This window comes from Serratia sp. CY47444, from assembly GCF_052168635.1.
GTDB lineage: Bacteria > Pseudomonadota > Gammaproteobacteria > Enterobacterales > Enterobacteriaceae > Serratia > Serratia bockelmannii.
On sequence record NZ_JBJNMH010000008.1, the window covers coordinates 1 to 20047 of the forward strand.

The window sequence follows — 20047 nt, forward strand, 5'->3', positions numbered from 1 at the left end:
CGCCACAGGACTTCGGCGATGTCCGCCATGCCCATAGGGGCCCCCGGGTGGCCGGAATTTGCTTTTTGTACGGCGTCCATGCTGAGTGCGCGGATGGCGTTGGCAAGCTCTTTACGAGAAGACATAACGAAACTCCAGTGCGATTACAGTTGAGCGGCCAACATGTCTTCCAGCTTCTGCTGGTCGACGGCGAACAGGCGGATGCCTTCGGCGAGTTTTTCTACCGCCATGGGGTCCTGATTGTGCAGCCAGCGGAATTCCGCTTCGGCCAGCGGAGCGGGTTGGTGGAAGCCCTCGGTCGACGGGGTCAGCTTGCGCTCGACCGGCTGTTCGCTGTTTTTCAGCTGCTCCAGCAGGTTCGGCGCGATGGTCAGGCGATCGCAGCCGGCCAGCGCCAGGATCTGCTCAACTTTGCGGAAGCTGGCGCCCATGATCACCGTCTGGTAACGATGACGCTTGTAGTATTCATAGATGGTGCGCACCGATTTCACGCCCGGATCCTGATCGGCGTCGTAGTCGGCGGCAGGCTGTTTAGCCTGGTACCAGTCATAGATGCGGCCGACGAACGGCGAGATCAGATACACGCCGGCTTCGGCGCAGGCGCGGGCCTGAGCGAAGGAGAACAACAGCGTCAGGTTGGTGTTGATGCCTTCTTTTTCCAGCTCTTCGGCGGCTTTGATGCCTTCCCAGGTGGAAGCCAGCTTGATCAGGATGCGCGATTTGTCGATGCCCTGTTCCTGATACATGCCGATCAGTTTGCGCGCTTTGGCGACGCACATGCCGCGGTCGAACGACAGCCGGGCGTCCACTTCGGTGGAGATGCGGCCCGGCACGCTTTTGAGGATCTCGACGCCGATGTTGACCGCCAGTTTATCGCTGGCGTTGATCAGCTGGGTTTCCTTGCTGCCGCCCTGGCGGCGGGCATACTCCAGCGCTTCGGTGATCAGCGCTTTGTACTGCGGCAGCGCGGCGGCTTTCAGGATCAGCGAAGGGTTGGTGGTGGCGTCCTGGGGTTCGAACTGGCGGATGGATTCGATATCGCCGCTGTCGGCGACCACCGTGGTCAGCTGCTTGAGTGCGTCTAATTGATTCATTGATAAGCTCCTTGACCAAGCTCAACGTAGGGAAATGAGAACCTTTTTCATCATAGGGGGAACACACTGCATCATCGGATCGAGAATGAAAATGCGCTTTTTCTGATTGTTGCGATGGATAATAACAATGAATGCCGAGTAAACCCAGGCGGAGCGCGGCTTGCGCGCGACCGCCATCGAGACTGCAGGCGGTTTAACGCCGTCCGGTCGCGTTTTCGTAATAGCCGATTCGCTCGACTTTCGGCGCCGATCCTCCCCCTTCAAACTCTGATTCCAGCCAGGCATCGACGATGGTTTTCGCCAGTTCGGCACCGATGACCCGCGCGCCCAGCGTGATGATCTGAGCATCATTGCTTTTGCGCGCCCGTTGGGCGGAGTAGGTATCGTGACATTGCGCCGCACGAATGCCGGGCACTTTATTGGCCACGATGCTCATACCGATGCCGGTGCCGCACAGCAGGATGCCCCGCCGATGTTTTTCCTCCCGTATCGCCTGTGCGACGCGATAGGCGATATCGGGATAGATCCCCGTTTCTGCGGTGCGATCCGTCGTGTAGTCAATGACGGGAATGTCCCGTTGTTGCAGGTGGGCGACGATCAGATCCTTCAGTTCAATGGCGGCATCGTCGGCGCCGATGGCGATAGGCAGCATAGCGGTCTCCTGATTGGTAACGAAAAGGGCGGCGATCCTCGATGGCGCCACGTTCATTACCGTATCTCTGTTTAATCAAATGTTCAATCTATGTTCTTTTGTTTTTTCGTCGTGTTTTCTGTTTGCGCCTGTAAAAGGTGACTTTCGTCACTAAAAAAGAGGTTTTAATCGTTATTCATCCTCATGTAGACGGGTTTTTGAGCGATATCACACTTTGATAAGTTCACTGTGGGCAAATTGAACGCGTGGCGTTAGTGTTCATTTGTTCTTTTTGTGTGTTAATGATCAAAATAAGTTCCCCTACCAGAGGAGAGTGCTATGTGTCAGACCTGCATGACAGAGGCGAAAATGGCGGCCGGTATCCCCGAGATCATGAAGGCGGTTGTGGCGTACGCCCCGAAAGATTACCGCCTGGAACAGGTGCCGGTACCGAAGATTGGCCCGAAAGAGATCCTGGTGAAGATCGAGGCCTGCGGCATCTGCGCCGGCGATGTTAAAGCGTTCGAAGGGGCGCCCAGCTTCTGGGGCGATGAAAAACAACCGGCATACATCAAGGCGCCGATGATCCCCGGCCATGAATTTATCGGCCACGTGGTGGGATACGGCGAAGGCGTCGAGGGCTTCAATCTCGGCGATCGCGTGATATCAGAACAAATCGTTCCCTGCTGGCAATGCCGCTTCTGCAACCGCGGTCAGTATTGGATGTGCGAAAAGCATGACCTGTACGGTTTCCAGAAAAACGTCAATGGCGGCATGGCCGAGTACATGAAGTTCACCAAAGAGGCGATTAACTATCACGTGCCGGCCGACTTGCCGATCGAAAAAGCCATTCTGATCGAACCCTATGCTTGCTCCTTCCATGCGGTGCAACGCGCCAATATCAAACTGGGCGATGTCGTGGTGCTGGCCGGCGCCGGCACCCTGGGGCTGGGCATGATCGGGGCGATCAAAAAGTCCGGGCCCTCGAAGCTGGTGGTGCTGGATCTGTCCGACGAGCGTCTGGCGCTGGCGAAGCGCTTCGGCGCGGATGTGACGCTGAACCCGACCCGTGACGACGTGCCCGCGGCGGTTAAAGCGATGACCGACGGCTACGGCTGCGACATCTACATCGAGGCGACCGGCGCCCAAAAGTCCGTGGAACAGGGCCTGACGCTGATCCGCAAACTCGGCACCTTCGTCGAATTTTCCGTGTTCAAGGATCCGGTGACCGTCGACTGGAGCATCATCAGCGACCGCAAGGAGCTGGACGTGCTCGGTTCGCACCTCGGCCCTTACTGCTACCCGCTGGTGATCGAAGGCATCGCCAATGGCGATCTGCCGACCGAAGGCGTGGTGACGCATACGCTGCCGCTGGAACAGTTCGCCGAGGGCTTCGAGCTGATGAAGCGCGGCATCGGTTCAATCAAAGTGGTGCTTAATCCAAACCTCTGAAACCTGCATCGTTCTTCGGGTGCGGGCGAGCCTGCGCCTCCATAATCACATGTGCTGGGGTGTTCTATGTTGCATGGACTGATTCATCGCATTGGTCTGTCACCGAAACTGCTGCTGGGCTATGCCGGCGTGTTGGTGTTCATGATGGGCGAAGGGCTGGAACAAGGATGGCTGTCGCCTTATTTGATTGGCAAAGGGCTGAGCATTCAGGAATCGGCGCTGCTGTTCAGCGTTTATGGCTTTGCGGCCGCGATCGCCGCCTGGTTTTCCGGCGTGCTGGCGGAAATCTTTACCGCCCGGCGGGTGATGTTGGCCGGCCTGCTGCTGTTCTTGTTCGGTTCGGTGTGCTTTTTGACGTTTGGCCTGCCGAGCAACAACCTGGCGATCATGGTGCCGACCTATGCGCTGCGCGGCTTGGGCTATCCGCTATTTGCCTACGGTTTTCTGGTGTGGGTGGCGTATGAGGCGCCGCCGGAAAGGCTGGGGTCGGCGGTGGGGATTTTCTGGTTCGTCTACAGCGGCGGGCTCAGCGTGCTGGGCGTGCTGTATTCCAGCATCATGCTGCCTTATCTCGGCGAGATCCACACGCTGTGGAGCGCGCTGATTTTCGTCGTGCTGGGCGCGGTGATTGCGCTGATGCTCAATCGCGACGACGGCGCGGCACAGAGCGGCAACCGGGAAAAAGCGTCGCTGGGTTACGTCTTGAAAGGCATCACCATCGCGTTTGAAAACCCGAAGATCGGCCTGGGCGGCATCGTGCGCACCATTAATACCTCTGCGGCTTACGGCTTCGTCGTATTCATGCCCATGTACATGATGGATATGGGGTTCACCCGTACGCATTGGCTGCAGATGTACGCCGCGCTGTGGACGGTCAACATCATTTTCAACCTGATTTTCGGCGTGATCAGCGACGGTCTCGGCTGGCGCAATGTGGTGATGTGGTTCGGCTGCGTCGGCTGCGCCTTGACCACGCTGATGTTCTACTACGTGCCGCAATTCTTTGGCGCCAACTACCTGCTGACCGTTTGTGCCGCCGGTTTGTTCGGCGCCTGCCTGGCGGCGTTTGTGCCGTTGTCGGCCATCATGCCGTCGCTGGCGCCGGATAATAAGGGCGCGGCGATGTCGATTCTCAATCTGGGCGCCGGCCTGAGCACCTTTGTCGGCCCGGCGGTGGTGGGGCTGTTTATCGGCAGCCTCGGCGCCGTTGGCGTGATCTGGATCTTTACCGGTTTGTACCTGTTCAGCGGCGTGCTGATGAAATTTGTCACGCTGCCGAAAGAAAGCGCGACGGCGCAGGAAGAACGCGGCGCGAGTTTGGCGAAAATATCCTGACCGATCGTGAAGTTCACAGTTTTAAGGGGAAATTTATGATTAATCATCAAACTACGGCGCCGCGCGAGCTCTCGCTGCAGGGCAAGGTGGCGCTGATTACCGGCGGCGCTGCGGGGATCGGTCTCGCGATTGCCGAACGCTATCTGCAAAACGGCGCGCGCGTGGCGCTGCTCGATCGGGCGCCGCAGGTTGCGGAAGTGGCGCGACAGCTGGACGCCGAGGCGGCGTTGGGCGTCGTGGCCGACGTCACCGATGCCGCGTCGGTGGAGCGGGCGGTGGCGCAGATTGAGGCGCATTTCGGGCGGCTGGACGTGCTGGTCAACAGCGCCGGCATCGTCGCGCTGCATCCGGCCGAGGAGCTGCCGGAAACGGTGTGGGATGCAACCCTGGCGGTCAATCTGAAAGGCGTGTTTCTTACCTGCCAGGCGGTAGGGCGCCGTTTCATTAGTCAGCGCGGCGGCAGCATCATCAATCTCGCCTCGCAGGCCGGGGTGGTGGCTTTGCCTAATCACCTGGCCTATTGCGCCAGCAAAGCGGGCGTGATCGGGTTGACCCAGGTGCTGGCGCTGGAGTGGGGGCCGCACAACGTGCGGGTCAACGCCATTTCACCCACCGTCGTTTTGACGGAGCTGGGCCGTAAGGCCTGGTCTGGCGAGGTGGCTGAGCAGATGAAGCAGAAAATTCCGCTGCGGCGCTTTGCTGAGCCGCAAGATATCGCCGCCAGCGCCCTGTTTTTGGCCGGCGACGCGGCGGCGATGATCACCGGCGCCAACCTGGTGGTCGACGGCGGTTACACCATTCAATAATTTCTTATTCAGGCGACAGAGAGGCCGCGATGAACAGAATCATTAACGATCCCGATCACGTAGTGGAAGACGCCATTCAGGGCTATAGGCTGGCCCACCCGAACTATTACGCTGCCACCGACAATGCGCGGGTGTTGAAATATCCGCCTGCGCCGATCGCCGGCAAAGTGGGCATCGTCACCGGCGGCGGCTCCGGCCATGAGCCGGCGTTCCTGGGCTATGTCGGCAAAAACATGCTGGATGCCGTCGCGATTGGCGAGATTTTTTCATCCCCTACGGCGGGGGCTTTTCTCGACGCTTTCAAGGCGGCGGACAGCGGTGCGGGCGTCGCTTGCCTGTACGGCAACTACGCCGGCGACAACATGAACGTCAAGATGGCGATCAAGAAGGCCACGGCGGCCGGCATACGGGTGAAAACCGTGGTGGCCAACGATGACGTCGCCTCGGCGCCGGCCAGTGAGATCGATAAACGGCGCGGCGTGGCCGGCGAAATTCTGATGTGGAAGGTCGGCGCGGCGGCGGCGGCCAAGGGATACGATCTGGACGGCGTGATCGGCGCGGCGCAAAAAGCCATCGACCGGTGTCGTTCGATCGGCGTCGGCCTCAGTTCCTGCACCATTCCCGCGGTCGGCAAACCCAATTTTCATATCGAAGACGGCAAGATGGAGATCGGCATTGGCCATCACGGCGAACCGGGCATTGAGGTGTCGCCGATCCAGTCGGCGTCGGCGATGGCCGGCACCATGCTCGATTTCGTGCTCAACGACATGCCGCTGGAACAGGGGCAGGAGGTGGCGTTGCTGATCTCCGGGCTTGGCGCCACGCCGGTGATGGAGCTGTATATCTATTATGCCGAAATAGAGCGCCGATTGACGGCGAAAGGCGTGCGGGTGCATCGGCGCTACGTCGGCAATTACTTCACGTCGCTGGAAATGATGGGCGTGACGCTGACGCTGATGACGCTGGATGACGAACTGAAAACGCTGCTGGACATGCCGGCGCAATCTTTAGGCTTAACCCAGGTGGAGTGAATCATGACGGAACAAATTTCAACCCGGTACGGCAGTGAGATCGTTACGGGGCTGATAGACACCATTGTCAGCAACCGCGAATACCTGAGCGAAATAGACGGCGCCATCGGCGACGGTGACCACGGCATTAACATGTCGAAGGGATTCGCGATGTGCGGCGATGCCATTCGCGGCCGCACGCTCACGCTGGCGCAGGCGTTCGATGCGGTTTCCGATGCGCTGATGGAGGGCATCGGCGGTTCGATGGGGCCGTTGTACGGCAGCCTGTTCATGGGCATGGCGGAGAGCGTGCGCGAGCGCAGCGTGCTGGATAAGCAGGCATTTTTGGCGATGTTGCACGGCGGATTGCGCGAACTGCAGGACATCAGCAGCGCGGGCGTGGGGGACAAGTGTCTGATGGATACGCTGATACCGGCGGTAGCGGCGTTTGAGCAGGCGGCGGGGCGCGGTGACGACTTCGCCGCTGCGCTGGAACAGATGAGGAGCGCCGCGGCGCGCGGGCGCGATTCCACGCGCGAGCTGGTGGCGAAAATCGGCCGCGCCAGCCGTCTGGGCGAGCGTTCGCGCGGCGTATTGGATGCCGGCGCGGTATCTTGCTGTCTGCTCTTGACCCGATTGGCGGACGAGGTGGAGCAACGACTGAATACCGTTGCCGCCTGATCGCGTTATACTAGCGGGCATTCAGCATTGTCGGAGGGGCGTGTATCGTCCCTCCGCCATGATTAACCGGCCTGCCGTGGGGAAACGTCTAACGGATGGAAAAACAAACTGTGTCCCAGGATAACGAACTGCTGACCGAAATCGCCGTTGCTTATTATCAGGATGAGATCACGCAGGAAGAGATCGCCAAAAAATTCGGCATTTCACGGATCAAAGTCGGTCGTTTGCTCAAGCGCGCCAAGGAAGAAGGCATCGTCGAGATCAACGTGCGTTATCACCCGGTATTCAGCACCCGGCTGGAACAGCAGATGATGGAACGTTTTCCCATCAGCCGCGCGCTGATCGCGCTCGACCATCAGGACGAAGAGGAACAGCGTCGGCAAGTGGCGGCGCTGGTGTCCAACTATCTGGCGATGTCGCTGAAAGACGATATGGTGTTGGCGGTTGGCCAGGGACGCAACGTGGCGGCGATTGCCGATCACGTCGGCAACGTGACGGAGCGCAACTGCAAGTTCATCTGCGGCATCGGCGGTACTCACCGTCCGGGCGATGCGATCAATGCCGACCATATCAGCCGGCGCTTGGCGAAGAAGTTCGGCGGCAGCAGCGAGACGCTTTACGCGCCGGCCTACGTCGAAAATCGCGCGCTGAAAGACGCCTTCATGCAGAACGGCACGATTAAGGAAACCCTGGATCGCGCGCGTAAGGCCGATGTGGCGTTAGTCGGCATTGGCGACATGAATGAAAACAGCTATATGGTGAAATTGGGATGGTTCACGCCGCACGAGATTATCGACGCCAGCCTTAATCAGGGCGTGATCGGCGACATCGCCGGCTATGACTTTTTCAATGCCCAGGGGCAGCATGTCGACACGGTAATGAATGACAGAGTGATCGGGCTAAGCATCGATGAGCTGCGCAAAATCCCTTGTGTGATCGCCATTGCTTCCGAGAATACCAAGGCGTTGGCGATTTTGGGCGCTTTGCGTACCGGTGCCATCGACATTATCGCCACCAGCGCGCTCAATGTGCGCACTATCCTCAACATGTCGCAATAGCGGCACCTGCAAAAATAAAGGGTTCAGCGCCAGGCTGAACCCTCAACGATCTCCTCATTTGACCGATTATTTGCTCAGGTTGACGTCGATCGCCTGATAGAAGGCGTTGGCGGTGTCGGCTATGTCCCACACGGCAAGGATCACGTGCGAACCGCTGCGATCTGCCGGTATGTTGCACTGGTGGGTGACCTGCGCGGCAGGGATGGCACCGCCGTCGTTGAACTGGCAGAACGGCGTCAGGTCAAAGGAAGCGCGGGTCAGCGGCTGCGAAGCGTCCCAGTTCGGCTTGGTGATGAAATAGCGCCAGCTGGTGGTGCTGTGACGTGCGGTCAGCTTCCAGGTAAAGGAGTTCGGGCCGGTTTTCAGGTTGAGCTTGTTCCAGCGCGTCGGCGTTTGCTGATCCAGTTCGAAGAAGGTGGACTTGTCGGCGCTGGCGATGTGGCCGTCAGCCGGACCGGCCTGCGGGAAGCCTTTCAGGCCTTCGACGCTCTGCGGTTCGTACTGCACGCTGCCGCACTGCGTGTTGAGCTGCAGTTTGCACTGGTAGGCGCGGCTGGCTGGCGACTCGACATAACCGTGAGCATTCGCCTGTTGCGAAACGCCGAACATGGCCGCGCTCAGCAGGCCCAGAGAGAGCAGGGTACGGGAAGTTTTGTTCATAAGTCACTCCTGACTGAAATAATGTTGTAAGTTGAGCGTATTTCACCGACAAAATGAGAGAGTAATAACGCAATTGGAAATACCCCTTCTTGTCGGCTTGTTTTATTTTTATCATTCTGGTCATGCGATAGAGCGGAATGTTTTAACGGCTATTAACGAAAATTATTATGATGACGATCTTTGATCGTTAGGCTGAATTTATTTAACTGTCGCTGTGTAAAAGTAGGGCGCTATGATGAATTTTATATCAGGTCGTGATGAATAGTATTTAAGATAGCGCTCTCATTTATGAAGTATATTGCTTGTTGCTATGAGTACCCTTGTTCGATTTGATCGATTTTTGTGCGCCACCACCTTGGGAATTTAGTGTCATTTTTCTTATTTTATTTTAAAGAGGAATTTGTATGACTAGATTATCCCTGGACGCGATTAAAATAATCAGCACCATCAAGAGCACCGGATCTTTCTCTATGGCGGCGGAGGCACTGCATAAAACGCCTTCGGCGATTTCTTATCGGGTTTCCAATATTGAAAGCAAACTCTGCGTGAAACTTTTTCATCGCAATGGCCCCATGATTACCCTGACGGATGAAGGGGAGTTTCTCCTGCAGGAGGGCAGCTGGATATTAAATGCGGTGCAGGATCTGGAAAGCCGGGTGCGCAACATCCCCAAGCTGGACAATAATATCCGCTTGGCGGTAGACACCTTCTTCCCGTTGGAAACCCTGACGCAGGATATCCGCGACTATATTCAGCATTGCCCGAACGCCAGTATCTCGGTGCAGCGGGAAGCGTTGAACGGTACCTGGGATGCGCTGAAGAACAACCGGGCGGATCTGATCATCGCCATCGGCCAAATTCCCGACAGCGTACAGGCCAAAACCCTGATGCTCGGCAAGCTCAACTTTGTGCTATGCGTGTCGCCTTCGCACCCGTTTGCGGCGCAGAGAAAACCGGTGTGCAAGAAACAGCGGTTGAACGACATCGTGGTGGTGATCGCCGACAGCAGCCACGAGCTGCCCAAGCGCAATCACGGCACGCTGCCCTTGCAGCGTCAGTTGGTAGTATGCGACGTGGAAAGCAACCTGGCGCTGCTCAAACGCGGCATCGGCCACGCTTTTCTGCCGCCTGCTTTGATCGAAAAGGAATTGGCCAGCGGCGAACTGGTGACGGTGCCGGTGGAAATGCAAAAGGGCGACGAAATGATTTGGCTGGCGTGGCACCCGGCCAGCAAGGGCGCCGGGTTTAACTGGTGGCATGAGCGGCTGACGCGCAAAAGCGATGTCTACAGCCTGATGGGCCGCGAAGTGGTACGGGATGGCGGCTATCCGTGGTGCCACAACTGATGGAATAGACACGAAGGGACGCGAAAATCAAACGGTTAACTCAATGAAAACCCCGCAGCATTCGGCTACGGGGTTTTTTACGGCTTACGCCACGCGGCCCACCTTCAGCCAGGCGCTGTCTGAGCCCGGCGCCGAGGTGATGTAACCCCACTTGGTCTGCCAGACGTAACCCTGATAGGACACCAGTGCACCCTGCGCGTAAGTGGTGCCCGGCACGTAGGCCGGCGCGGTCATGATCGGCAGGTTACCGGGGCCGACGCCGGTGTAGCGCAGCCCGGTGCCCATATCTAGCTGGCTGTCGTCGTAGTCCGCGGCGTTGAAATAGCGATCCAGTGCGGCCAGCAGATCGCCGTTGCGGTTGTCTTGCCCCAGATGCCAGAACATCACGCCGCCCAGCTGCTGCTGCTTGATGTATTTCGCTTTGTATTTGAAGCTCTCGGCATCGTCATAGGTGACGAACAGCCCTTTCTGCGCATGATACAGGTAAGGGGTTTTGGTCTTGTCGTTCCACAGCCGCTGATAGCCGTAGTTGCCCAGCAGCATCTGCTCCAGCTGGCGATAGGAAGCGATACGCGGATCCTTGTCGCGTACGCACTCTTCGCAACCCACCAGCCAGTAATCGGTATTCGGATACGGATCTTCACCCGGCGTGCTGTGGCTGCTGTACTGGCCGCCGTTGCTGCCGCTGACGCCCTTGAAGGCGCGGCCGTAGAAGGGGACGCCCATCACGATTTTGGCGCTCGGCACGCCTTCCATCATCAGGTGTTGCTGCACCGCAGCGTCGACCGTCAGGCTGAACGGGCTGGGGAAGGCGCGGGTCAGCTCTTCCCAGCTCCAGCCCAGATTGGCTTCGCGCAGCGCGTTGTAGAAGGTCGGCCCGGCCGCGTCGCCGAACAGCGCCGCCTGGTGGTTGGTTACCTTCTCCCAAGGGCCGGCCAGATCGTAGGTCATCAGGTTAATGTAATCGAGCGGCGCGACGATCTGCGCCAGCTTGCTGTAATAGCGCGACAGGAAGAAAGCGCCGCCGGCGCCGGCGATGGTCAATTGATACGGCAGCGCCTGGCGGCCGTCGGTGACGGTTTGCTGGTTCAGCAGGGTGCGGATCTCCTGCAGCGCGGCGATGAAACCGTCTACTTCCGCCGCCTGCGGATACTCCCAGTCGATGTCCACGCCGTCGAAGCCGTAATCCTTCATGATGCGCACGCAGGATTGGGCAAACTTGGTGCGCGACGCCGGGGTCTTCACCGCGTTGACGTAGTTGGCGTGCGATACGCCCAAATCGTTGGAGTAGTACCAGCCGCCGATGGAGAACATGATGCGCAGGCTGGGGTTGTGCGCTTTGAGCGCGGTCAGACGATTGACCACATCGCGCGCCTTGGCGTCGTTGGTGGCCGGATCCCAGGCGCATTCCAGATTGCTGTTGATATCCAGGAACGAGAAGTTGATGTGCGTCAGCTGTTTGGCTTTGGCCGGCGTGATGTTGGAAACCGGGAACGGCACGACAGACGTATCGGTCTCGGTGTAATTATTGATTTGGTTGGTCGGAATAAAATAATACCCAATAACCGCTTTACGTGTGGACATGGCATTTCTCCAGAGTGGATGTTTTTCGATGGGGAAATATTTCCCGTTGCCATTAATGTTTATTTTTCGCGGAAATAACAGTCGAAATAAATCACAATGACAATGAATTTTTATTCACTGCTGCACAAATTGGCGCTGATGAGTTGTGCCAGCGCTCAGCATGAATGAATTCGACCATAGGGGCTGTATTTATTCATTTGCTTTGTAATAGCATCCTTAATTAGATTCTGAATATCCGATGTCCCACCGGCCGTGATTGGCATTTAATTAAAAATAAAAAAGGAGATGAGCTATGTCCAGCATAGAGCCTGACGCTGTTGGCTTAATAGTCCAGCGAGTATGTGAATATCTTCAGCCGGTATTGAACGCCATTCTGGCCGGCGTGATGGCGCTATTGCACGGTGCCTATCGCAACGTGGGTATTCGGCGCCGTTTATTGAATGCGGCGATGTGCGCGTTATTGGCCTGGACGGTGCGCGATGCGCTGGCGTTGATGGGCCTGGAATTAAAGTGGGCGAATTTGGCCAGCGTACTGATTGGTTTTATGGGGGCGGATTACATCAACGCCTTAATTAAAAAATTCATCGGCAAAAAGACGGGGTTTAAAAATGTTAAATGACATCGAAGAGATTCGCTTTACTGCCCGCAGCGAAGAAAACCTGCGCGGCGTGCACCCGGATCTGGTGCGCGTTATTCGTCTGGCGCTGCGTTATTCCCTGGTGCCGTTTTCCGTCAGCGAGGGGCTGCGCAGTATGGCGCGCCAGCGGGAAATGGTGCGCGCCGGCAGCAGCCAAACGCTGCGCAGCCGCCATCTGACCGGTCACGCGGTGGATGTGGTGGCGATGCCGGCGGGTGTGGTCTCCTGGGAGTGGGATTACTACGCGCAGATTGCGGTGGCGGTGCGGCGCGCGGCGCGTGAATGCGGCATCATCGTCGAATGGGGCGGCGAATGGAAAACCCTCAAGGATGGTCCGCACTTCCAGCTGACGTTCCGGGACTACCCGGCATGAGCGGTTGGCTGCAAAAACTGATGCAGGGCGGGTTGCTGCTGCTGTTGCTGGCGGCTATCTGCCTCGGCGGCTACAGCTCGCTGCTGTCGCACCAGTTGGCGTCTGTGCGCCAGCAGGCGGAGGAACTGCAAAAAAGCCTGGCGCAGCAGGCGGGGCTGATCGCCACCCTGCAGACTCAGGATGCGCAAAACCGTGCGCTGATGGCGGCGCAGCAGCGGCAGGAACAGCAGCTACGCCAACAACACGAGGCTTATCAGAGGAAATACCGTGAAGCGATTAAAAACGATCCCTGCGCCGCTCAGCCTCTGCCTGGCGCTGTGTTTGAGCTCCTGCGCCCGGCCGCCGGCGCCGCAGGCCGTGCCGCTGTTGCCCCCTGAATCGGTATTCGCTCCCTGTGAGCAGCCGCAGTTGCAGGGGAAGACCTGGGGCGATGCGGTAAGCTATGCCCTGGCGTTACAAACCTCGTTACACATTTGCGCCGGCCAGGTGGATACGCTCAACGCCTGGCGCGCCATGCTGCCGCCGCGCTGACGGCGGCGTTTCTTTGCTCGTCCCGCAGACCTTCTTTTTTTTACTTTTAAAACGGAATTTCGACCAAGGTTATGGCGCGCTTCAAAGTTTGTGATGTTTCTCTCACTATACTTCAAGGCTGTGCCCTGTCATTGTACTTGGGCGCCATGGCCCACGGCAGGGCGCAGCCTCAAAGCCTTACCTCAACATAAAAGCAAAAAACAAAGGAATCCATAATGGACGAACAGCTCAAACAGAGTGCCCTTGATTTCCATCAGTTTCCTGTCCCAGGGAAGATCCAGGTTTCCCCTACCAAACCGTTGGCGACCCAGCGCGATCTGGCGCTGGCCTATTCGCCGGGCGTCGCCGCGCCTTGCCTCGAGATCGCCGAAGATCCGCTGGCGGCCTACAAATACACCGCGCGCGGCAACCTGGTGGCGGTGATTTCCAACGGCACGGCGGTACTGGGTCTGGGCAATATCGGCGCGTTGGCCGGTAAGCCGGTGATGGAAGGCAAGGGCGTTTTGTTCAAGAAGTTTTCCGGTATCGACGTATTTGATATCGAAGTGGATGAGCATAACCCTGACAAATTAATCGACATTATTGCCGCGCTGGAACCGACCTTCGGCGGTATCAACCTGGAAGACATCAAGGCGCCGGAGTGTTTCTACATCGAACAGAAACTGCGTGAGCGCATGAAGATCCCGGTGTTCCACGACGACCAGCACGGCACGGCGATCATCACCACTGCGGCGGTGCTCAACGGCCTGCGCGTGGTGAAGAAGAACATCTCCGACGTACGGCTGGTGGTGTCCGGCGCCGGTGCGGCCTCTATCGCCTGTCTGAACCTGCTGGTGGCGCTGGGGCTGCGTCAACAGAACATCACCGTCTGCGATTCCAAAGGCGTCATCTATAAAGGCCGCGACGCCAACATGGAGCAGACCAAAGCCGCCTATGCCATCGAGGATAACGGTCAGCGCACGCTGGGCGACGCCATCCCGAACGCCGACATCTTCCTCGGCTGCTCCGGCCCGGGCGTCCTGACGCAGGATATGGTGAAAACCATGGCGCGCGATCCGCTGATCATGGCGCTGGCCAACCCGGAACCGGAAATTCTGCCGCCGCTGGCCAAAGCGGTGCGCCCGGACGCCATCATCTGTACCGGCCGTTCCGACTACCCGAACCAGGTGAACAACGTCCTGTGCTTCCCGTTCATTTTCCGCGGCGCGCTGGACGTGGGCGCCACCACCATCAACGAAGAGATGAAACTGGCCTGCGTGCATGCCATCGCCGATCTGGCGCTGGCGGAGCAGAGCGACGTGGTGGCTTCCGCCTATGATGACCAGGATCTCTCCTTCGGCCCGGAATACATCATTCCGAAACCGTTCGATCCGCGCCTGATCGTCAAGATCGCGCCGGCGGTGGCCAAGGCGGCGATGGATTCCGGCGTGGCGACGCGCCCGATCGAAGACTTCGACGCCTACGTCGAGAAGCTGGCGGAGTTCGTCTACAAAACCAACCTGTTCATGAAGCCGATCTTCTCGCAGGCGCGCAAAGAGGTGAAGCGGGTGGTGCTGGCGGAAGGCGAGGAAGAGCGCGTGCTGCACGCCACGCAAGAGCTGGTGTCGCAGGGGCTGGCTTTCCCGATCCTGGTCGGCCGCCCGAGCGTGATCGAGATGCGCCTGAAAAAGCTGGGTCTGCAGCTGACGCCGGGTAAAGATTTCGAAGTGGTGAACAACGAGTCGGACCCGCGCTTCAACGAATACTGGGGCGAGTACTACCAGATCATGAAACGCCGCGGCGTTTCGCAGGAACAGGCGCGCCGCGCGGTGATCGGCAACCCGACGCTGATCGCCGCCATCATGCTGCACCGCGGCGAAGCGGACGCGATGATCTGCGGCACCATCGGCAGCTATCACGAGCATTACGACGTGGTGAAGAATGTGTTCGGCTTCCGTGAAGGCGCGCACGTCGCCGGCGCGATGAACGCGCTGCTGCTGCCGAGCGGCAACACTTTCATCGCCGACACCTACGTCAACGACGATCCAACGCCGGAACAGCTGGCGGAGATCACCCTGATGGCGGCGGAAACCGTGCGCCGCTTCGGCATCGAACCTAAGGTGGCGCTGCTGTCTCACTCCAGCTTCGGTTCGTCTGATTGCCCGGCGGCGCGCAAGATGCGTAAAACGTTGGAGCTGGTGAATGAGCTGGCGCCGGAGCTGGAGATCGACGGCGAAATGCACGGCGACGCCGCGCTGGTGGAAAGCATCCGTCACGATTTGATGCCGGACAGCCCGCTGAAAGGCTCAGCCAACCTGCTGATCATGCCGAACATGGAAGCGGCGCGCATCAGCTACAACCTGCTGCGCGTCTCCTGCTCGGAAGGGGTGACCGTCGGGCCGGTGCTGATGGGGGTCGCCAAGCCGGTGCACATCCTGACGCCGATCGCCTCGGTGCGCCGCATCGTCAACATGGTGGCGCTGGCGGTAGTGGAAGCCCAGACCGAACCACTGTAAGCCCGGGTTGAGTAACTGGCCCCCTGCGCCGTTGGCGCCGGGGGCTTTTTTATACCTTACAGCGCGCGGCGATGGCGCGAATATCCTGCGGCGTAGTGCGACAACAGCCGCCGATCAATTGTGCGCCGAGCGTGCTCCACTCCGTCGCCTGATCCGCCAGGCTGCCGTGCTCGCCGCCGCAGGCGTGCCAGGTTTTGCTCACCGCATCGTAGTGCTCGCCGGAGTTGGGGTAGACCAGCAGCGGTTTGTCGGCCAGCGCGCTCAACTGACGCAGCGCCGGAGCGACCTTGTCCAGCGCGATGCAGTTGATGCCGATCGCCAACACCTGCGGGTTGCCGCGCAGCGCGGACAGGACCTCCGTCAGCGGCGTGCCGTCGCTGAGATGTTGGCTGTCGCGCAGGGTGAAGGCAAACCAGGCGCCGAGCGTCGGGAACTCCTGCAGCAGCGTCAGCAGCGCCTGCAGTTCGGTGAACGACGGCAGCGTTTCGCAGGCCAGCAGATCGACGCCGGCGGCGGCCAGGGCTGCGAGGCGCGGCCGGTGGAAGGCAATCATGTCATCCTGCGCCAGCCGGTAGTCGCCGCGGTATTCCGAGCCGTCGGCCAGATAGGCGCCGTAAGGGCCCACCGAACCGGCGATCAGCAGCGGCGCCGCCTGCGGGTGCGCGGCCAGATAATCGCGGCGCGCGCGTTGCGCCAGCTGCACGCTTTTGGCGATCAACGCCAGCGATTGCTCCTGATCCAGGCCGCGGCGCAAGAAGCCCTGCGGCGTGGCCTGATAGCTGGCGGTGATGGCGCAGTGGGCGCCGGCGTTGAAATAATCGAGATGCACCTGATAGATAAGCTCGGGATTTTCAATCAGCACCTTGGCCGACCACAGCGGATCGGTCAGATCGCAGCCGCGCGCTTCCAGTTCGGTAGCCAGCGCACCGTCCAGGATCAGCGTGGGGTGTTCGGCCAGCAGGCGGGCGACGGGATTATTAACCGACATGTTGTTCTCCCAAAGCGGTTTTTTGCCCGGCGCGCCGGGTCAGGAAATAGGTGAGGTAGCACAAGGCGACGAACGGCAGCCCGCAGTAGAGCGCAATGCGCTGTTCCGGATCGAACGCCAGCCCGATGCAGGCCAGCAGGCATAGTGCGAAGCCGAGGATCGGTGTCAATGGGTAGCCGGGCGCACGGTATTTCAGGCCGCTTATCGGCTGGCCGCTGCGCAGGTAGGCGCGGCGGAAAGCAAAGTGGGCCGCGCAGATGCTCAGCCACACCGCCACCACCGCAAAACCGGAGATCGCCGACAGGGCGACAAACACCGTGTCTGGCGCGATCACGCTGGTCAGCAGCGCCAGCACGCCGCCGAGCATGCTGAAGGTCAGGGCGTTGATCGGAATGCCGCGCGCATTGACGCGCGCAAAGTAGGCCGGCAGGGTGCGCTGGTGGGCCAGCGACCACAGCATGCGCCCTGAAGCGTACAGGCCGGAGTTGGCCGCCGAGAGGATGGCGGTCAGGATCACGAAGTTGAAGATATCGGCGGCGTAAGGCACGCCGATGCGTTCAAACACCAACACGAACGGGCTTTTGACGATCCCCGCCTGATCCATCGGGATCAACGCCGCCAGCACGAAGACCGTGCCGATAAAGAACAGCATCAGGCGGATCACCGTGGTACGGATCGCCAGCGGTACGACTTTTTCCGGGTTCTCGGTTTCACCGGCGGCAATGCCGATCAGCTCCGTGCCGGAGAAAGCGAAGTTCACCGCCACCATGGTCATCAGGATCGGCAGCGTGCCGTGCGGCAGCCAGCCGGAAGCGGTCAGGTTATGCAGGAACGGCGCCGGCGTGCCGTCTTTCATCGGCAGAAGACCGAACATGGCGGCACCGCCCAGTATGATGAACGCCAGAATGGTCACCACTTTGATCAGCGAAAACCAGAATTCGCTTTCGGCGAAAAAGCGGGTGGTCACCACGTTAAGCAGGAAAATGGCCGCGCAGAAGATCAGGCACCACAGCCACACCGGCGACTGCGGGAACCAGTACTGCATGCAGAATCCGGCGGCGGTGAGGCTGGAGCCGAGCGCCACCGTCCAGGTGAGCCAATATAGCCAGGCGACGGCATAGCCGGTGGCCGGCCCCAGATAGCGTGAAGCATAGACGTGAAAGGCGCCGGTTTCCGGCATCGCCACCGACAGTTCGCCCAGGCACAGCATCACCAGATACACCACCAGCGCGCCGATCAGGTAGGCCAGCAGCGTGCCGAGCGCGCCGGTGGTGGAGATGATGTAGCCGGTGTTGAAAAACAGCCCGGTGCCGATCACGCCGCCCAGCGACAGCATCACCAGGTGCCGGGCCTTCATGCTGCGTTTGAACTGTCCTGCGGCGGGTGCCGATGGTTGCATAATAATCTATCCGTATAGACGTCTAAATATCTGAATGGCTATTGGTTATACCCGCAATGCTTTTTCAACGCAATGCGCAGCCGGCGATCGCCGCGTAAAAAAATCGTTAAGCCAAATCTATATGCAAATGATAATTATTATCTATAATGTCGCCATTTTCGATAATGGGGCAACATGATGAGATATCTGATTTTATTGGCGGCGTTGGCGCTCGGCGCCTGCAGCCAAACGCCGGTGAAAACGTCGGCCGGCAACATCGACAAGCTGGGTAACATTACCGATCTGCACAGCGGCTCGACCCTGACGCCGGAGCAGCTGTTGACGCGATTGGCGCAGCAGCCGCGGGTGATCCTGGGGGAAAAGCATGACAATCCTTACCACCATCAGATTGAGCAATGGCTGGTGCAGCAGCTGCCGCAAAGGCGGCCGCAGGGCAGCGTGCTGATGGAGATGATCAACCCGAACCAGCAGGCGCAGGTCGACAAGGTGAAGCAGTGGCTGCAGAGCGATCCCACGGTGCGTGACGGCCGCGTAGCGGAGCTGATCGCCTGGCAGCCGGGCTGGAAGTGGGAGCTGTATGGCGGGGTGACGATGGCGGCGATGCGTGCGCCTTACCCGCTGTGGTCGGCCAACCTGGATCGCAGCGAGATTACGGCGTTCTATCAGCAGCCGCAGTTCCCGGCGGGGCAGCTATCGGCGCAGCCGGCGGTGCGCAAGGCGCTGGAAGAGACCATCCGCACTTCGCACGGCGGCAAGATTGAGGCCGACCAGCTGCATGCGATGTTGGCGATCCAGCAGCAGCGCGACCGGCGCATGGCGGAACGTCTGCTGGCGGCGCCGACGCCCGCGCTGTTGATCGCCGGTGGCTATCACGCCGCTAAATCGGTGGGGGTGCCGCTGCACGTGCGGGATCTGCAACCGGCGGCGGCGCCGACGGTGCTGATGCTGGCGGAACCGAGCGTACAGGTCGATGCGAACACCGCAGACTATCTGTGGATCACACCATCAGTGAAATGAATACGTTAAGAGAGTGAAAAGGGGTGTTAATTATATTTGCAAATGATTATCATTAGTAAATGTGATCTGCAATCATTCGCAATTAAGCAAGCTAATGCCCCTATGTTAAGTCAGTCTTACTCCCTCCCGGCCTTTGAACTGCCGCAGCCGCGCTGGGCGCGCGGCCTGCTGCTCGCCCTGGCGGCGCACGCGGCGTTGGTGCTGCTGTTTTACTGGCCGCAGACGGCGCTGGAGCCGGTGGTGTTGCCGCCGCCGGCGGTGATGATGAGCTGGGCGGCGCAGATTGAAGCGCCGGAAAGCAAGCCGCTGCCGCTGGGCGTGCAGCAGGCGGAATCCGCCGCGGCGCAGCCCGCGGAGCAGCAGCAACAGCCGGATCTGCCCAAGCTGGCGCGCGCCGATAAAGCAAAAATCGTGACGGCGCAGAAGAAGCGCGCCGAACACCGTCCCCCGCAAAAAGCGCAGCCGAAGCCGCAAGAACAGGCCAAAGAGACGCGCAATGCCGCCGCGTCCAGCGCCGCCGCGCCGCAGGCGCAGACGATCTCCCACCAGACCGCCGCCCCGATCAACAGCGACGCCAACAGCAATGCGCAGGCCAAACTGTCGTGGGAGAGCCTGGTAAAAGGCAAACTGAACCGCATCAAGGATTACCCTTTGGATGCCCGCAGCCGCCGGCGCAGCGGCATGCCGCAGGTCAGTTTCAGCGTTGACGCGCAGGGGCGGGTCTCGAACGTCGTGCTGCAGGTGCGTTCCGGCACCGCGTCGCTGGATCGGGAAGCGGTGGCGGTGGTGTCGCGCGCCCAGCCGTTGCCGCCGCCGCCGCCGGAGATGCTGCAGCAGGGAGCCGTCAAGGTGACGATGCCGATCGATTTCAATCTGGCGGAGCTGAATGCCCGCCGTTAATGCCCGCAGGCGCCGCATCGTCGTCGTGCGCCTCTTCAAACTTCGTGAGG

Annotated in this window: 21 protein-coding genes; 14 read left to right on the forward strand and 7 right to left on the reverse strand. The window is 59.6% G+C overall.

Translation table 11 applies throughout. The features are described 5' to 3' along the window. From ACJ8IL_RS12360 to rpiB, 3 genes are all read right to left on the reverse strand, one after another. The coding region (locus ACJ8IL_RS12360) for a hypothetical protein (protein ID WP_144334738.1) at positions 1 to 125 on the reverse strand (125 nt) is incomplete at its 3' end. 18 nt (positions 126 to 143) lie between these two features. Then, a complete protein-coding gene (gene tal, locus ACJ8IL_RS12365) occupies positions 144 to 1094 on the reverse strand; it encodes a transaldolase (RefSeq protein WP_442516567.1) in 951 nt (316 codons plus the stop codon). A 193-nt stretch (positions 1095 to 1287) separates the two neighbouring features. Further along, the gene (rpiB, locus tag ACJ8IL_RS12370) at positions 1288 to 1746 is read right to left on the reverse strand and encodes a ribose 5-phosphate isomerase B (RefSeq protein ID WP_442516568.1); all 459 of its coding nucleotides are present in this window, start codon (positions 1744 to 1746) and stop codon (positions 1288 to 1290) included. Between the two features lie 318 nt (positions 1747 to 2064). Between rpiB and ACJ8IL_RS12375 the strand changes: the two genes are divergently transcribed. From ACJ8IL_RS12375 to ACJ8IL_RS12400, 6 genes are all read left to right on the forward strand, one after another. Beyond that, positions 2065 to 3177 (forward strand): MDR/zinc-dependent alcohol dehydrogenase-like family protein, encoded by a 1113-nt coding sequence (locus tag ACJ8IL_RS12375; protein ID WP_025303811.1) that lies wholly within the window; start codon positions 2065 to 2067, stop codon positions 3175 to 3177. Between the two features lie 66 nt (positions 3178 to 3243). Beyond that, positions 3244 to 4512, forward strand: a complete 1269-nt coding sequence (locus ACJ8IL_RS12380; protein WP_115436379.1) for an MFS transporter — start codon at positions 3244 to 3246, stop codon at positions 4510 to 4512. 35 nt (positions 4513 to 4547) lie between these two features. Continuing rightward, positions 4548 to 5318: an SDR family oxidoreductase gene (locus tag ACJ8IL_RS12385; RefSeq protein WP_197782517.1), complete on the forward strand. Its 771-nt coding sequence runs from the start codon at positions 4548 to 4550 to the stop codon at positions 5316 to 5318. Between the two features lie 29 nt (positions 5319 to 5347). Beyond that, on the forward strand, positions 5348 to 6349 hold the full coding sequence (locus tag ACJ8IL_RS12390; protein ID WP_004936581.1) for a dihydroxyacetone kinase subunit DhaK: 1002 nt from the start codon (positions 5348 to 5350) through the stop codon (positions 6347 to 6349). Between the two features lie 3 nt (positions 6350 to 6352). Next, a complete protein-coding gene (dhaL, locus tag ACJ8IL_RS12395; RefSeq protein ID WP_025303808.1) occupies positions 6353 to 7009 on the forward strand; it encodes a dihydroxyacetone kinase subunit DhaL in 657 nt (218 codons plus the stop codon). A 95-nt stretch (positions 7010 to 7104) separates the two neighbouring features. Continuing rightward, entirely contained in the window at positions 7105 to 8067 is a 963-nt protein-coding gene (locus tag ACJ8IL_RS12400) for a sugar-binding transcriptional regulator (RefSeq protein ID WP_025303807.1), read from the forward strand. A gap of 66 nt (positions 8068 to 8133) precedes the next feature. Here ACJ8IL_RS12400 and ACJ8IL_RS12405 read toward each other — a convergent pair whose 3' ends face one another. Beyond that, positions 8134 to 8727, reverse strand: a complete 594-nt coding sequence (locus tag ACJ8IL_RS12405) for a lytic polysaccharide monooxygenase (protein WP_004936574.1) — start codon at positions 8725 to 8727, stop codon at positions 8134 to 8136. A gap of 404 nt (positions 8728 to 9131) precedes the next feature. Between ACJ8IL_RS12405 and ACJ8IL_RS12410 the strand changes: the two genes are divergently transcribed. Then, the gene (locus ACJ8IL_RS12410) at positions 9132 to 10073 is read left to right on the forward strand and encodes a LysR family transcriptional regulator (RefSeq protein ID WP_025303805.1); all 942 of its coding nucleotides are present in this window, start codon (positions 9132 to 9134) and stop codon (positions 10071 to 10073) included. 84 nt (positions 10074 to 10157) lie between these two features. Here the strand turns inward: ACJ8IL_RS12410 and ACJ8IL_RS12415 are convergent, their stop codons facing one another. Then, positions 10158 to 11657: a glycosyl hydrolase family 18 protein gene (locus ACJ8IL_RS12415; RefSeq protein ID WP_025303804.1), complete on the reverse strand. Its 1500-nt coding sequence runs from the start codon at positions 11655 to 11657 to the stop codon at positions 10158 to 10160. 292 nt (positions 11658 to 11949) lie between these two features. Here ACJ8IL_RS12415 and ACJ8IL_RS12420 point away from each other — a divergent pair, with 292 nt between their 5' ends. From ACJ8IL_RS12420 to maeB, 5 genes are all read left to right on the forward strand, one after another. Beyond that, on the forward strand, positions 11950 to 12276 hold the full coding sequence (locus ACJ8IL_RS12420; protein ID WP_004936551.1) for a phage holin, lambda family: 327 nt from the start codon (positions 11950 to 11952) through the stop codon (positions 12274 to 12276). Next, a complete protein-coding gene (locus ACJ8IL_RS12425) occupies positions 12266 to 12667 on the forward strand; it encodes a M15 family metallopeptidase (protein WP_025303803.1) in 402 nt (133 codons plus the stop codon). The genes ACJ8IL_RS12420 and ACJ8IL_RS12425 overlap by 11 nt, the downstream gene beginning before the upstream one ends. Further along, positions 12664 to 13044, forward strand: coding sequence for a DUF2570 family protein (locus ACJ8IL_RS12430; RefSeq protein ID WP_043140376.1), 381 nt, complete (start codon positions 12664 to 12666; stop codon positions 13042 to 13044). Before ACJ8IL_RS12425 ends, ACJ8IL_RS12430 begins: the two co-directional genes overlap by 4 nt. Then, on the forward strand, positions 13025 to 13198 hold the full coding sequence (lysC, locus tag ACJ8IL_RS12435) for an Rz1-like lysis system protein LysC (protein WP_049205380.1): 174 nt from the start codon (positions 13025 to 13027) through the stop codon (positions 13196 to 13198). Before ACJ8IL_RS12430 ends, lysC begins: the two co-directional genes overlap by 20 nt. 215 nt (positions 13199 to 13413) lie before the next feature. Beyond that, positions 13414 to 15693 carry an NADP-dependent oxaloacetate-decarboxylating malate dehydrogenase gene (maeB, locus tag ACJ8IL_RS12440; protein WP_016926766.1) on the forward strand — a complete coding sequence of 760 codons (2280 nt, stop codon included), beginning with the start codon at positions 13414 to 13416 and terminating at the stop codon, positions 15691 to 15693. A 49-nt stretch (positions 15694 to 15742) separates the two neighbouring features. Here the strand turns inward: maeB and mmuM are convergent, their stop codons facing one another. Continuing rightward, positions 15743 to 16681: a homocysteine S-methyltransferase gene (gene mmuM, locus ACJ8IL_RS12445; RefSeq protein ID WP_261426059.1), complete on the reverse strand. Its 939-nt coding sequence runs from the start codon at positions 16679 to 16681 to the stop codon at positions 15743 to 15745. Then, the gene (gene mmuP / locus ACJ8IL_RS12450) at positions 16671 to 18080 is read right to left on the reverse strand and encodes an S-methylmethionine permease (protein ID WP_047730133.1); all 1410 of its coding nucleotides are present in this window, start codon (positions 18078 to 18080) and stop codon (positions 16671 to 16673) included. Before mmuP ends, mmuM begins: the two co-directional genes overlap by 11 nt. Before the next feature lie 177 nt (positions 18081 to 18257). Here mmuP and ACJ8IL_RS12455 point away from each other — a divergent pair, with 177 nt between their 5' ends. Together ACJ8IL_RS12455 and ACJ8IL_RS12460 are read left to right on the forward strand one after the other, a co-directional pair. Next, on the forward strand, positions 18258 to 19097 hold the full coding sequence (locus ACJ8IL_RS12455) for a ChaN family lipoprotein (protein ID WP_261426206.1): 840 nt from the start codon (positions 18258 to 18260) through the stop codon (positions 19095 to 19097). Positions 19098 to 19199: 102 nt separating this feature from the next. Then, complete coding sequence (locus tag ACJ8IL_RS12460) at positions 19200 to 19997, forward strand: energy transducer TonB family protein (protein ID WP_060433815.1); 798 nt, start codon at positions 19200 to 19202, stop codon at positions 19995 to 19997. The last annotated feature ends 50 nt before the right edge of the window (positions 19998 to 20047 follow it).